The organism is Novipirellula galeiformis (assembly GCF_007860095.1).
Taxonomy (GTDB): domain Bacteria; phylum Planctomycetota; class Planctomycetia; order Pirellulales; family Pirellulaceae; genus Novipirellula; species Novipirellula galeiformis.
In genome coordinates, this window is sequence record NZ_SJPT01000003.1 from 227835 (window position 1) to 242296 (window position 14462).

Sequence of the window (14462 nt, forward strand, 5' to 3'; positions counted from 1 at the left end):
CAGATTATTCCTCCTCACCGGCAAGAAGAATTTCGCTCTTCAGCTTAAAAACGCCTTCGACCACGACCTGATCGCCGACGGTCAATCCCGAAGTGATTTCGGTCATCTCGTTTTGCTGGTCACCGGTCGCGACGTCCACACGACAAAATTCGGAATCGCTGTCCGCGATAAACACAAACGTTTGGTTCTCGTGCATCACAACCGCTTTGGTTGGCACCGCGATCACTTCACGCAACTCCGACGTGGGGACGGTCATGCGAATGAACATTCCCGGTCGCAAACGCGGGTCAGACGTAGCGACCGAGGCGACCAACGGTGCCGCCCCCGTGGCCAAATTCACACGACGCCCCACTAGGATCACTTGGCCTTCGAACACCGTGTCGGCAATCGCAGGCGCGGTAATGGCCACGGCTTTTCCTACCGCAACGGTGATCGCATTCCAATCACTTTGCCGAATATCCGCTTCGGCCCATAAGTGCGACGTATCCGCGATGGTGAAAATGGGTTCTCCTACGGAGACACGCTCAGTCGTCGTGAGCAACCGTTCTTCGACCGTCCCGTCGATGGGAGAAACTAGATCAACGTTCGAAAGCGTATCTTTCTTGACTTGGCGAAACGAAGCTTGCGTCACCACGGGAGCCGCGGGCCCCAGCAGTGCGTTGAGCCGCTGAAGTGCAATATCGACTTCGCGTTGAGCGGCTTCCGCGGCGGCAGTCGATTGTTTGCACTTTTGACTGACATCAAACAACGCCTGGTCCATCCGCGACGTAAGCGCCGCGTCGGCGGTTTGCTTTTCTCGCTCGCGTTCGGTCTGGATCCGTCCGGCAATCGCGCCGACGTCAGCGGCTTCGCGAGATCCGTTGGCAATCGCAATTGCCGATCGTTTTCGAGCATACGCTTCGATCAACGTGCGACCATAATCCCCCAACGTCTCGGCGGCCATTCCGTCGACAAGATGTTCCGGTGATTCTCCGCCGCGAATCAATGCGACAAGTTCTTCGACGCCGCTGCAAATTTCCGAATGACGTTTTTGTTCGTTCAAAGCGAGCTGTAAATTTGCCAACCGCGATTGAATCTCGCTGCGGGCTTGCCCCACCTCCGGACTGCTGATGCGGGCAACCACTTGGCCCCGATGAACCGGATTGCCAGGCTGAACCAGGATTTCCGTCAGAATTCCATCACAGGCGGAATGGATCGAAACGTGGCGATTTTGGTCATAGTCCAGTCGTCCAGGCAACGTACAAGTCGATTGCAGCATCCGGCGTTGGACCGTTTCAACTTGGATCGCAGCGGAGGCGAGTTTGGGGAGCGGCAATTTGACCGTGCGAATTTCCGGAGCGGATGAGTTCGCCGAATCAAGTTCGACGTGCCCGAGATCGGCGGAGTCGATCCTCGGCTCGTCTGAGCGAGGCCAGAACAACAGGGCGCCACCAATACCGAGAGCGCATAGTCCGAGCGCGTAAAGTAATTTCTTGTGCATGGTTCGTATTCGCCAAAGTGTCTTTGAAACGATCCAAAGACGGTGTGCGGGAAAAAGAGAGGCGTTCAGGGGCGTGTGCTCGCGGGTTCAAACGCGAAAAGCGAACCGAGGTTTTGCGCACGTACGTGCAGCCGTCCTGATCAGCTTTTCAAGCGAGCGTGGAACGCGCTAGGTCCGCGAAACGCAAACGAGCGTGCAGAGAGGCACGTCAAGATAGGTTTGCGTAAACGAATGACGTGGCATTGAATCGCTCAACGAGGGAGCAATGCAAACGGGGAACTCCAACGCGAACCAGCAATTCCTCGCGTCCAAATGCAACACGTCCCACAGGCAAGCCACGTCATCCTCAAGGGTTGAATCCCCTTGATTGCCCCAAATCCCTAAAGGAGAAAAGGCAGCCGAGTGAGGAAGATCCGATGAATCCTCCGTTGGGACGGGAAAGTCGCAGGGCATGAACCAATGCCAATGCACCCCACCGTTCTGCTCTCCCTCGGAGAGCAACCGAACGTCCCGAACGCAGTCGCCGACTTGGTGGTGGCGTGCGAGATGGGTATTCAGCGAGTTACCCCCCATCGCTTCGTGAGAATGAGCGACGGGTAATGGAAATTGAGCGAGCAGTAACCAGACCAAAGCCGCGATCCGCAAGCAGCGGCTGCTAATGGATCGGCGACCCGCTACGCAATGCAGCGTCAAGCGGCTGGAGCGGACGTCGACCGGGGCGGGAAGGTGAGCCATGATTCCACAATCCTAGTTAGCCCCCACCCGATCGTCAATTCATTTTGCGCCGCCGCGATTGCCGCTCCCGTGCCAAGTCCACCGCAACTCGGGGGAGGAGGCGAGTGCGGGGACACCGCAGATTCCAACGAAAAAACGCCGCAGCATGCAATTCGCACGCTACGGCGGAATGAAATTCGTTGATTTCGTTTGAGCTATCGATTCAGTTCGATACCGAAGGTTCCACCCACCATCACGACGTCTTGGTCCTGGGAACCGCCCCGTTCTTGGTTGGTGCCGGTTGGATCGACGGGGCCTCCTCGCCAAATCCCGGTCGCCAAGTCGATGACCTGGAAACCTGTTCGAATTTTGATGGCACGAGTGAGTTGATAGGCTAGCTCGCCGCGAATATCGAATCCGATAACGAACTGCTCATTTCGCTCGAACAAGGGACGCGTTCTGGAGGTGGTAACGAAGTCGGGTGTTTCGTCGATCCCGACGGTGGTATCGATTTGCCGCTGAGTCATTGCCGACTGCAGACTGCCGCCGACAAAACCGCGGAAGTCAGCGGTGTAGGTAAAGCGATTGCGGAATTTGATATAACGGAAACCGAACTGGGCAGCCAGGATATCGTTTTTAGTTGTCGCCGAATCGGTGGTCAATTGTTCGTAGTCGTCACCGAGAAAAACATCGGGCAGAGCCGTACCGTCGGCTGTGGTTCGATAGTCTTGGTTGACGACATAGTCATCGAGCTTTGCCCAACGGAAGCCAACCAACGGCTCAAGAATTCCACCGTAATGGTACGGTTCCATACGCCATGTCTTGTTCAATTCGAAGCTATCGTATTCCATCGCGTTGAGCGAATTTGCTACGAAATACAACCGTTGGTCGTAGCCGGGCGTATTGCCATCACTGGGGATCAGCGGACCACTGTCCCCCTCTTCGTCATCGGCGTCGGCGACGACCCCAAATCGGATCAGCCGTTCACGAGCGACGATATCGTATTTACCGGGTCCGCCCAGATTGGTGTAGGTGAACATCCAACCGTGTTCGACGTCGGGCAACATGTAGCCGACTTCGTAGCGATGTCCCCAACCCCGATCCATCTCGGTTTCGGCGTCTTGAATTTTTTCTAACTCAGGCCGCGATGCGTACAGTGCCAAGCGATCGTAGGTCGCAAACCAACCCGTGTTGGCTCGCTTCTTGGGCTTCAAATCGGCCAAGTCCATATCATAGACTGGTCGAAACCATTGAAAGTCAGGATCGAACGCCAAAGGGTCCGCTGGTGGCACATGGTCTTGTGCATATCCTGTAGCAATGGCGCCCAGCATCGCTATTGTTGTGAGCAGGCTTGCCGTCAGCTTCCGTACCGACATCGCGTGTTCCACCATCTTCATGAAGTTTGATTTGTCAAGTGACACATCCGTCACTCTATGCCTAATGGCCGCATCGCCCACTCGATTGACACATCGCCAAGGGAATGATCGGGGCGGTTCCCCTCTGAAATCCTCTCACCGTCACCGACAGTAACCCCAGGTGGGGTCATGCGGTTCAGAAGGAACAAATCAGGTTGTACTGGTAGTATCGGCTGGCTCGATCGCCAAGGCTTAGTTTGTTTGGCATTAGAAACAGCAAAAGTCCGAGAATCTGTAGAACCGGAACACCTTGCCAGCGATTTCACGTGAAAAACGGGGATTCCACGATGTGAATCGGGATAAAAAAAGCATCCTTCGCGGCCGATTCGCCGTCGTTCCGCTGCCATTTCGCGGCTGGAGCCTACGGGATTCGCCTCTCCGGCCCGTGGCCGGAAGCAAAAACATGCGTCGCGGCTCTCGCAGCCAGCAGCGACTTTTCCCCTGAGCTCAAACGACTCAGCCCTTTCCGCGATCCGGTCGACCTCGCCCCCAACTCGGAGCGTGGCCGTCGAGCAATTCCGAGCGATTCCGACGCGATCGGATAGGCTGGCCCGATAGGCTAGGCGGATACGAAACCCACTACTTCTTGCCCATCGCCCGCTTGCTGGCAAAAAAGTCGGTTAGCACCTTGCCGCACCGATCTGCCATGACGCCGGAGGTGACTAAACATCGATGGTTTAAGCGCGTGTCCTCGAGCAAGTGATACAGACTGGCCACCGCGCCCGCCTTGGGATCAGCCGCCCCAAAGACGACTCGTGGAATCCGCGATTGCAAAATCGCCCCGGCACACATGATGCAGGGCTCCAGCGTGACATACAGCGTCGTTTGCTCGAGCCGCCAATCTTCGACCGCCGCTGCCGCTTGCGTGATCGCAATCATTTCGGCATGAGCGGTGGGGTCTTTCAAGCTTTCACGTTGATTCGACGCGGCAGCGATGATCGAATGATCGCGAACGATAATCGCCCCGACGGGCACCTCATCCGCATCGACCGCTTGAAAAGCCAACTCAAGTGCTCGGCCCATCCAATGCGAGTCCGACTCGAGCAACAAATTGGACGGCAACTCCATTTCTCGATCACTCACTTGGAATCCTTTTCCTCACGGTCGGTGGCTTCTGGCTGCTTGGTCTCGGCAAAATCTGCGGGCGTCAAGCGACGCACGCGCATGTTACGAAGTTCCGCATCACATTGAAACGCGGCGACGCCAAAGGGCTCGCATTGGTCCATCTCGGCTCGTATACCAAACTCATGTCCCTGCCGCTCTTGGTCGATCATTTTCTTGTCATCTAACCAACACTGGATCGCCTTGTCCGTCACCCGGACCCGGACGCGATACCATTTATCGTTATCAAAATTGAGGAACTGGGTCGTTGGATTCTGGCTCGCATCCTCACCATCGATGCTGCTGATCCCCATGATGCCGCCTCCCCAACCGCCCAAGATCAAGCTGACGTTTGCTTCACCGACCGGAAAGGTTAGGCCGCAGAAGAAGTCGTAGCCTTCGACACGCTGCGCTTCGAGAGCCACTTCGTAGTTTTCTCGGATCACGTCGCCTTCCCAGCGAATACCGGTCAACGGGTCGCCGTACGCTAGCTTTGCCGAATTCCCTTTGATTTCCACTAAGCCGTCACCGCCAAATTGGCAAACGACCCAAGATCCTTCAATCGGCTTCCACTGGATGTGCTTGGCCTCCGCCGCTTTCTTGGCGTTGTTTTTTGGAGCGGTGTCTTGTTGAGCGTTGGGCTTTTTCTGTGAATCCGCAGTCTTCGATTTTTCGCTACCCGTTTTTTCGCTACCCGTTTGCTCCACAACGCTCGGCTCGGATTCCGAAGCGGTGGCTGTGGGGGGCTGAGCCGAAACCGGATCGGAACCCACTAGACCGAGGGTTGAAAACGCGATCGCCGCAAGGACCACGCCACGACAACTGGGCTTGGAAGTGAACACCGAAAACTTGTAAAGCAGCTTGTAAAGCACCGTCGATTCCTTACCGAAAAAGATTACGGATGAAATGGATTAAAAACGGACACCAAAAACCCCCTCTGCGGGGCGGAATACCGTTAGTCTGAGGGGACCGAGCTGTTGATCTTTGCCCAACCACCTTGTTTAGAAACAAAACGGAGTCACGATGTCGTCTGCTCCAGCTTATCCCATCTCGGGGAGATCGATGCAGTCAATTACGAAAAAAACCATTCTCGGCATTCGTCTAGCGGTGCTTGCGTTGGTGGGATATTGGTTATTGATCTTTGTGCTGACCCACCTGCCCGCGGAGTCGCTGAAGCCCCCCAAGGTCAACGATAAACTAGCGCACTTTCTCGCCTATGGCGGACTGGGGATGCTGATGTGCTACGTGACGACCTCGGATCGCGTGATCAAGCGTTTTGGCTCAATTGCGGCGATCGGCATGACTTACGCGGCGTTGGACGAATACACGCAAAGTTTCGTCGAGGGGCGTTATTCCGATCCGTACGATTTTCTCGCGGACGCCGCTGGTTTGTGCACCGCCATCTTGGTTTACGCAACCCTTCGTGGCGTCTTTTCCCTTTGGAAGAAATCGCGTACCGCGTTGACTTAGGCGCCGCTGATTCCTGCTCCGACATTCGAATTCGCCGTTGACCCCTCGCACCGCATCGTCGACAATCAATCGCAGGCTATGAAAGCCTAGAAATTGCTTAGTTTTATGCCGCTTGGACCCCTCTGGTTAACATGTCGACGACTGCCGCTACCGCTGAAATCGCCCAATATTGTCTGCAGACGGCCGAAGCGGCTCGCGCTGCGTCCTATGAACTCGCGTCGCTCGATGCAGAAGTCAAAAACACTTGGCTACGCCATGCCGCCGCCGCCCTGATCGCAGCGAGCGATGCGATCATTGCGGAAAATAAAAAAGATCTTGCAGCCGCAGCCGACTATGGGCTGAGCGACGCCGCGATCGATCGACTCCGACTCGACCCCGACCGGATTGCCTCGATCGCCAGCGGGCTTGAAGAAATCGCCGCGTTGCCGGATCCCGTCGGCGAAGTGATCGAAGGACACACACGGCCTGGGGGATTACAAATTTTAAAACGTCGCGTCCCGCTGGGCGTCGTTTTCTTTATCTACGAAAGTCGCCCCAACGTGACCGCCGATGCCGCGGGCATTTGTGTGAAAAGCGGTAACGCAGTGATCCTTCGCGGGGGCAAGGAAGCGATCCACAGCAGCCAAGCGATCGTGAACGTGTTGTCTCAGTCAGCGGAACAGTGCGGGGTGCCGAAGAACGCTGTGCAGCTCGTCTCGACCACCGATCGCCAAGCCGTCGGCGAATTTTTAGCGTTGGGCGAGCTGATCGATGTGACGATCCCGCGTGGTGGCGAAGGCTTGATCCGCCGTGTGGCTGCCGAAGCGACGATGCCCGTGATCAAACACTTCGATGGCAATTGCCACGTCTATGTCGACCAACACGCCGACATCGCGATGGCCGTTGAGATCATTGAAAACGCAAAATGCCAACGGATGGGTGTCTGTAACGCCTGCGAATCGCTGCTGGTTCATGAAGCAATTGCAGCCGAGGCGCTGCCCAAAATCGCCCAACGCTTGAGCGAGCGTGGGATCGAAATTCGCGCGGACCAGCGTGCCATCCGCTGGATCGAAAACGCCATCCCGGCTACCGACGAAGATTGGTCAACGGAGTACTTGGGCCCCACGATCAGTGTCGCTATCGTCGACTCACCCCAAGCCGCAGCCGAGCATATCAATCGCTATGGTTCGCATCACACCGACGCGATCGTCACCAACGACCTCCGCACGGCCGAACGCTTTACCTCGCTGGTCGACAGCGCCGCGGTGATGGTCAACGCCAGCACGCGGTTCAACGACGGCAGCGTCTTTGGACTCGGCGCCGAAATCGGCATTTCGACTGACAAATTCCATGCGCGTGGGCCGTGTGGACTGCGTGAATTGACCACCTACAAATACATCGTTCGTGGCGATGGCCATGTGCGGACCTAGACGACCTAGCAACGCGGGACGACCGGCCATCGTAGGACGGACCGGGCTGCGTCGGGGAAACGCCAAGGCGTAGATCTTGAAGTTGGGCAACGCATGCACCGATCCCACTCCAGCAGCGATCGATCGCAATTCAACGCCGCACGCAATTCCGCGACGATCGTAATCAACAAGGACAACGGAAATGTCAGACGAATCGCTCAGCCAAAACCAGGTTGAAAGCTTGCTTAAGGCGATGGAATCGGCCGACGCCCCCACGTCGAAACCGAGCGATACCGCAACGAGCGATGGAGACGTGATGTCGTCTCGCGGCATCAAAACGGCGCATCAAAAAGCTTCGGGGTTGATGCCCAGCGGCACGCGCGTGACGTCGTATGACTTCAAACGTCCCGAACGCGTCGGCAAAGACCAGATGCGGGCGATGCATTCGTTGCACGAGGCACTGGCCCGCAACTACGGCGCGTCGATGTCCGGTTTGCTGCGAACGATGATCGAAGTCAAATTGCAAAGCGTTGATCAATTGACGTATAGCGAATTCGTCTTCAGTCTCGATAACCCGAGTTGCTTCAGCGTGCTGAAGCCGAACCCGCTCGAAGGTCACTGGATTCTCGATGTCGCTCCGACGCTGTCGTATGCGGTCATCGACCGCATGTTGGGCGGAGACCCCAAACCGGGCGAGGCGATCCGTCGTCCTTTGACCGAGATCGAAACTCGCTTGATCCGCCGCATCGTCGACCTGTTTCTGACGCAATTGACCGCCGCCTGGGAGAACATCGTCGGGCTGGATCTCGAGATCGACCGGATGGAAAGCAATCCGCAATTGGTGCAAATCGTTCCCCCGAATGAAGTCATCATCTTGGTTGGATTCGAGGTCTTGCTGGGCAAAAATCGCGGCATGATGAATCTGTGCATTCCCTTTAATACGATTGAGGGATTCAACTCACAATTATCACGAAACGGTTGGGTCGGTTACGGCAAAGGAAAGCCGACCGAAAGGACACGCGAACGCATCTCAACCAACATCGAAAGCGCCCCGGTGGATGTGGTTGTCACATTAGCAAAGTCGAAAATTCGAACCAGAGATTTACTCGAATTGTCAGTAGGCGACGTGATCACGACCGAGAAAGAGGTCAGCGCCCCGCTCGAACTCTCGATTCAAGACGTCCCCAAGTTCAACGCGCGAGCCGGTGCTTTTAAAGGTAAAAAAGCGGTCCGCATCGAATCGATCCTGGAATCCAAACGCTTGCCCCCGGATGAAGAACCGGCCTAGTGCGTGGAGCGTCGACCGATCGCAACGAGATTCCCCCCCGCTGCGATAACTCACCCCCGCTGCGATGCGGTTGGCAATGTCGCTTTTCAATAACGCGAGACTGGAAGAGCGGCCGTTAAAAGAAGGTCAACTTGACCCCGGTCGCCACCATCACGACGACGAGGAAGACGAACACAAATCGGTTTCCTTTCTTGATCGCTAATTTGGCCCCCACGACGCCGCCACAGACATTGCCCACGGCCATCACAAGTCCGGGCAACCACTGGACCAAGCCGTAACTGACGAACACCAATGTGGCCGTCAGCGTGACGATGAAGGCGATCCAGTTTTTGATCGCGCTGGATGAGACTAAGTCGCCGGTATGGAGCAAGCTCATCGCAAGCATCAACAAGATCCCCAATCCGGCTTGGATAAACCCAACATAGATTCCGATGGCGAAAAACAATGGCAGGATTTTCCAGCTGATGTTTTCGGGCTGCGCATCGATCTGCGTCAATCGCTTGGGGTTCATGCATAACAGCACCGCCATCGCCAAGAACATCACTCCAAAGAGCGACTTGAACGTATCGCTGGGCAAGTAGATCGCCATCAACGCGCCCACAGGCACTCCCAACAGCGTGGGAATGGCTAAGCGAAAGGCGAGCGGTTGGTTGAAATGCCCGTGCCGCCGAAACGTGGCAACCGCCGCAGCGCTAGAGAAGAGAATGGCGACACGGTTGGTTCCGTTGGCAAGCTTGGGGTCCAAGCCGAATAGCATCAGGGCCGGAAGCGTTAGAAACGAGCCGCCACCAGCGATCGTGTTGATGATGCCCGCCAAAAAGCCCGCGACCATCAAAAGCAAATACCAGATCCATTCCATGTTTTGTCAATCGCGATCGTTTTCGAGTTAGCGGCTCGGCGCAAGCGATCCGGCGTTTATCAAACGAATTTACCCACTGCAGCCGGACGGCCCCGCGCCGTGTCGCTCACCGGCACAAGCCGAGCTCAAAACGACGCCAAGACCTTCTTCGCCGCATCGATGGTTTGATCGATCATCGCTTCGGTGTGCGTACGACTGAAAAAGAGAGATTCGAATTGGCTGCACGGCATATAAATGCCTTCGCCAATCATGCCCCAAAAGTATTTGCCAAACGCGGCTCGATCCGAGCGGTCGGCGTCAGCCCAATTCATCACCGGATCGGGGTTAAAGAACAACGTCACCATGCTACCGACATGTTGCACTTGATGGGGCACTCCGGCATCGGCCGCCGCGGCAGCAAGCCCTTCGGCGAGTCGGTCGCCCAGGCGGTCCAACGACTCGTAAGGCGAGTCTTGTTTCAAAATCTTCAGCGTGGTGCTGCCGGCTGCCACCGCGACGGGATTTCCGCTAAGCGTGCCGGCTTGGAAGACCTTACCCGCAGGCAAGACTTGATCCATGATCTCGGCACGACCTCCGTAGGCCGCCAGCGGCATGCCGCCGCCGACGATTTTGCCCAGCGTGGTCATGTCCGGGGTGACTCCGAATCGCTCTTGCGCCCCACCATAGGCCAAACGAAAGCCGGTCATGACTTCATCAAAAATCAAGATGGTGCCAGCTTGCTCGGTCAAGGACCGTAGCGAATTTAAAAACTCCGAGGTTGGAATCACCAACCCCATGTTGCCCACGACCGGCTCCAGAATCACTGCGGCAATCTTTTGGTCGTGCTTGGCAAACGCATCGGCCAACGCTTGCGGATCGTTGTAGGGAAGCACGATGGTATCGCCGCCCGCACCGGCCGTCACGCCCGGCGAATCGGGAACACCAAGCGTGGCCGCCGCGCTGCCTGCGGCCACCAATAAACTATCGACATGGCCGTGATAGTTGCCCGAAAACTTGATCACTTTGTCGCGTCCCGTCGCCCCGCGAGCGACACGAATCGCACTCATCGTCGCCTCGGTGCCGCTGTTGACCAAACGCACCCGCTCGATTGAGGGGACGGCGTCGATGATCTGCTCGGCGAGCTCGGATTCCGCTTCGGTCGGCGCCCCGTAACTACTTCCCCGCCCGACCGCGCGGACGACCGCTTCGACCACTTCGGGGCACGCATGGCCTAGAATCATCGGCCCCCACGATCCGATGAAATCGAGAAATTGACGCCCATCGATGTCGAAAATGTACGGCCCTTGGGCACGATCGATGAACAACGGCGAACCGCCGACCGCTCCAAACGCACGCGCCGGGCTGTTCACCCCTCCAGGAATCAGCGCACGAGCACGATCGAACGCGGCAAGACTTTTGGGACCAATCGAATGATCAATCGTTTTTGATGTCACGGCAAAGCGGAGGGGGAAATGGGGGAATGAAAACGAGACCTGTAGGGAGACAATCCCCGTAGATTACCTGAAAATCGCCATTGGCTTTAGCCGGGGTGTCGAAAGTCATGCTTTCGCTAGACGAAGCACCCCATCGCAACACCACGCTCGCGCTCAACCGCGGTGTGCCCTAGGAGAGCAGCCCCAGGAAGAAGTTGAGCGAGAGGGGGGGCGGAGGGCGGGGCGACGGAAAGATTAACGACGAGGATAGCCGAGTGCTAATGGGGCAAGCTACACAACTCGATCCAGTGACCATCGGGATCCTGCACAAACGTTTGCAAGGCTCCATCGGGGCGAGTTTGGCGCGGCATTCGCGTTGCTTCGAACTTGTCTAACTGCGTTTCCCATTCGTCCAAGGAGTCCACCTGAAGTGCAAAGTGGCCTCCCCGATGATGCGAATGAACCGGGGTGCGTCGATCCCCAATCAAATGAAGTTCTTGGCGCTCACCGAGCTGAAACCAAGCGCCCGGAAAATCAAACGCAGGCCGATCGAGTTGGGGCAAACGCATCGCATCGCGGTAGAACGCAATGCTTTCTTGGACGTCCGCAACGTGGATGGCGATATGATTAAGCTCAATAACTCGCATGCTGGGAATCCTTGGCAAAGGGACAACGATCTTCAGAAGACGAACCGGTTTGCCCCCCGCTTACTGTATCGCAATCAGTTCACTCGGTAAATCATTTGATCGGGCGCGATCACAATCATGTATTCATTGTGACCATCGACCATGGTCACCTGCTTTGTCACCCCCATCCCCATGGGCTCTCCACGCATGCCCAAGGAGTGGAGCGAAATTTCGTGATCGCCGACGGGCAACTCGACCCGCAACACTTGAATTTCACGTGGAAGCAGCCCCCAACAACGCGTGTCGGCGTTCTCGACGCTGCCCCACGCCGAGGCCACAGCGAATTGGAAGAGCGATCCAGCCGCTCCGCTCAAACCCAACTGATTCCCTGTCATGGCGACCGTGGTTTCTTTGGTCGCACGACGAATGACCGCCCGCGCGATCGTCCACGGCATCTCCGCAGCGACCTGACGCTTGGCCAATTCGGCAACGTCCGTCAAGGTTTGCGTGACGCCGATGCCTACCCCACCTGAGCGCACTCCAACCGCGACCGCATTGGATGGCGGAATCATCACCTGAGGGACCTTTACCGTCGCGATGTTGGGCAGCGCCATCGCTCTCGATTCGCCCCCTTTTTCGTTGGCTTGGACATTGATCACCGCGGACGCGATTTGCATGGCGGAACTTGTCGTGGGTGCATCGACCTGCTCCAGCACGGGCCCACGCCCGACACATGCAATCACATACAACACCCCATGACCTGGGGCGCTGTGCGCTCCCACGCTGGCGCGAACCACGTCGGCATGAGCGGGTGCAAAATTGGGCTCGACCGAGGTGACTAGTTCATACGCGCGAACCGCGTCGTCGTAATCGTGATGCGTGGCCTCTCGCAACACGCCTCGCAAATAGGGAGCCAAGGCAATCGGTTGATACGTTTCACTGGCCGATGCCAAGCCTCGCTTGCCGGCCTCGTCGGCCAATTCGTTTTGCCGCATCGCCGCTTGAATCGCATAGCTTTCGGCGTCCTCGCCGCCCGTCGCCAATGAGCAAACCGCCAACATCGCGCGAATCATCACCTGTTCGTAGCCCGCCGGCTGGTACGCGCGTGCGGTGTCATCGGTGATGATGGCTGCGGTCTCATGAAGCGGTGCCACTTTGGGCAACGCGTCAAATTGGTCACGCAGCTTCCGCAGCCGAGCTTCGGCCGCCGCCGCATCTCCGCGAGCCAATTCGACCATCGCCAAATCGAGCGCGGCGGCATCGCCGAAACGACGGCGAGATTGGGCAAGTTCCGAGAACGTCGTGTGCGACTTGTCTAAATCGCCAGTGGCGAACGCATCGCGAGCGACATCGATCTTGCGCAGCGGTGCCGCACAACCGCTCAGCAGCAGCAGGATCAACATTGCTCCGATCGACCGATGCCGCTTCATTGTTTCCCGGTGATGATTTTGGGGGGAAGTATCGCCGTGATGATGGTTTCCCCGCGATTGACGGGCCTGCGGTTTTATGGGTAGGCAAAACGCAACAGCCCACATCCGCCCGTCATGCCTGCCCCCGTTGAGAGCACGAGCACGTGGAAGAGCCCGGGCACGTGGAGGGCTCGAGGTGGCAAAGGGTGCCGGGATCGGATCAACCGTCGCCTTGACCTAGACCGAAATTCCACCATTTTCCTGCTCGGGTTTTCGAATAACCTTTGCGGATTTTCGCCGACTCTTTCATAAAGTCGCCGGTGTGCAGATTCACCATTTCCAAGGTCAAGAGATAATCACGCTGGGTACTCTTGTTGCGATCGGTCGTACCGCTGGTCACGGTTGCGTACAACAGATAGTCGACGGGTGCCCCTTGGCGTCCCAGTGCCGCAGCGAATGCGCTGCGGTTTTCGGGCAGGAACAAGGCGTCCGGACGCAGTCGTGTTTCGACCAAGGCGGCGTCGACCATCCGTCGGCTGATGCAGCGGAACGTCTCGGCCGAATTGATTTGAGAATCGATCCGCTCGTACAACTGGTCTTTGAAATCAAGCATTTCTTCGGCGCTCTTGTTCTCGATCCCAATAAAGCAGACGGTTGCCGGTCCGGAGGCCAAGGCGGAGCCGACTTCGCTATTGAGCCCGATCGCGGAAGCCGCGTCAAAGGAAACCGGTTGGATTGCCGGCGGGCATCGCCCCAGCAGTTTCGCGACCGATTCATCGACCAAAGGGTTCCACGTCGCCGCCCCGGCGGTGTGGCTGCCTGCCATATCGATGTCGTTATCAGCCAGAATGTGGCCGTATTGGCCACTCGCACAGCCAGCGATGACCGCGATCAAACCGACCCCAAGCATGCTGAGTGAAAAGAGAGCAATTTTTGTCATTGGACGTCCATCCATTGAATCCACCACGTTTCGTGGCTCCGTCGATTTTTCGGCCCCTGCGGAATTTTGATCCCCAGTGACTTTAAAACGTGTGTTTAAATGCGATTTGTTTGATAGCGGCGAGGCTAAAAACGCGGCTCATTCTTCAAAAATAAAGATTTCTAGAAGAATTCCTGGCTCGAATGTTGCCAGTCGCCTTGTCGGTTTGATGTGAGGTATCAAAATGTGAGGCACATAGGCTATACCACTGCCCTTGGCCAAAACGATGCCTTTCGCTAATGGTACCGGCCCACTCCGATTGCATCGGTTATCCCACTGGGACCGCGTTGACAAATTAAGCTGGATCGAGAAACTCACGCG

At 56.8% G+C, this 14462-nt stretch carries 13 protein-coding genes; 3 read left to right on the plus strand and 10 right to left on the minus strand.

Features of this window, described 5'->3' with window-relative positions; all coding sequences use genetic code 11:
• Nucleotides 1-4: 4 nt before the first annotated feature.
• The 5 genes from Pla52o_RS09035 to Pla52o_RS09055 all read right to left on the minus strand — a co-directional run bounded on the left by Pla52o_RS09035 (nucleotide 5) and on the right by Pla52o_RS09055 (nucleotide 5582).
• On the minus strand, nucleotides 5-1480 hold the full coding sequence (locus tag Pla52o_RS09035; RefSeq protein WP_146594290.1) for an efflux RND transporter periplasmic adaptor subunit: 1476 nt from the start codon (nucleotides 1478-1480) through the stop codon (nucleotides 5-7).
• 168 nt (nucleotides 1481-1648) lie between these two features.
• Nucleotides 1649-2215, minus strand: a complete 567-nt coding sequence (locus Pla52o_RS09040) for a hypothetical protein (RefSeq protein ID WP_146594291.1) — start codon at nucleotides 2213-2215, stop codon at nucleotides 1649-1651.
• 194 nt (nucleotides 2216-2409) lie between these two features.
• Nucleotides 2410-3615, minus strand: coding sequence for a hypothetical protein (locus tag Pla52o_RS09045; protein WP_231612209.1), 1206 nt, complete (start codon nucleotides 3613-3615; stop codon nucleotides 2410-2412).
• A 573-nt stretch (nucleotides 3616-4188) separates the two neighbouring features.
• Nucleotides 4189-4677: a tRNA adenosine(34) deaminase TadA gene (tadA, locus tag Pla52o_RS09050; RefSeq protein ID WP_146594643.1), complete on the minus strand. Its 489-nt coding sequence runs from the start codon at nucleotides 4675-4677 to the stop codon at nucleotides 4189-4191.
• An 11-nt stretch (nucleotides 4678-4688) separates the two neighbouring features.
• Complete coding sequence (locus Pla52o_RS09055) at nucleotides 4689-5582, minus strand: family 16 glycoside hydrolase (RefSeq protein WP_146594293.1); 894 nt, start codon at nucleotides 5580-5582, stop codon at nucleotides 4689-4691.
• A gap of 151 nt (nucleotides 5583-5733) precedes the next feature.
• On the opposite strand from Pla52o_RS09055, the gene Pla52o_RS09060 reads away from it, so the two are divergent.
• The 3 genes from Pla52o_RS09060 to fliM all read left to right on the plus strand — a co-directional run bounded on the left by Pla52o_RS09060 (nucleotide 5734) and on the right by fliM (nucleotide 8856).
• Entirely contained in the window at nucleotides 5734-6180 is a 447-nt protein-coding gene (locus Pla52o_RS09060) for a VanZ family protein (RefSeq protein ID WP_231612210.1), read from the plus strand.
• Nucleotides 6181-6311: 131 nt separating this feature from the next.
• Nucleotides 6312-7589, plus strand: a complete 1278-nt coding sequence (locus Pla52o_RS09065; protein ID WP_146594294.1) for a glutamate-5-semialdehyde dehydrogenase — start codon at nucleotides 6312-6314, stop codon at nucleotides 7587-7589.
• 181 nt (nucleotides 7590-7770) lie between these two features.
• Entirely contained in the window at nucleotides 7771-8856 is a 1086-nt protein-coding gene (gene fliM, locus Pla52o_RS09070; RefSeq protein ID WP_146594295.1) for a flagellar motor switch protein FliM, read from the plus strand.
• Nucleotides 8857-8971: 115 nt separating this feature from the next.
• On the opposite strand, the gene Pla52o_RS09075 is transcribed toward fliM, so the two are convergent.
• From Pla52o_RS09075 to Pla52o_RS09095, 5 genes are all read right to left on the minus strand, one after another.
• A complete protein-coding gene (locus Pla52o_RS09075; RefSeq protein WP_146594296.1) occupies nucleotides 8972-9715 on the minus strand; it encodes a sulfite exporter TauE/SafE family protein in 744 nt (247 codons plus the stop codon).
• Between the two features lie 125 nt (nucleotides 9716-9840).
• Nucleotides 9841-11148, minus strand: coding sequence for a glutamate-1-semialdehyde 2,1-aminomutase (hemL, locus tag Pla52o_RS09080; RefSeq protein ID WP_146594297.1), 1308 nt, complete (start codon nucleotides 11146-11148; stop codon nucleotides 9841-9843).
• A 257-nt stretch (nucleotides 11149-11405) separates the two neighbouring features.
• Nucleotides 11406-11774: a VOC family protein gene (locus Pla52o_RS09085; protein ID WP_146594298.1), complete on the minus strand. Its 369-nt coding sequence runs from the start codon at nucleotides 11772-11774 to the stop codon at nucleotides 11406-11408.
• 74 nt (nucleotides 11775-11848) lie between these two features.
• Nucleotides 11849-13156 (minus strand): hypothetical protein, encoded by a 1308-nt coding sequence (locus Pla52o_RS09090; protein ID WP_146594299.1) that lies wholly within the window; start codon nucleotides 13154-13156, stop codon nucleotides 11849-11851.
• 226 nt (nucleotides 13157-13382) lie between these two features.
• Nucleotides 13383-14102, minus strand: coding sequence for a penicillin-binding protein activator LpoB (locus Pla52o_RS09095; RefSeq protein ID WP_146594300.1), 720 nt, complete (start codon nucleotides 14100-14102; stop codon nucleotides 13383-13385).
• Between the last annotated feature and the right edge of the window lie 360 nt (nucleotides 14103-14462).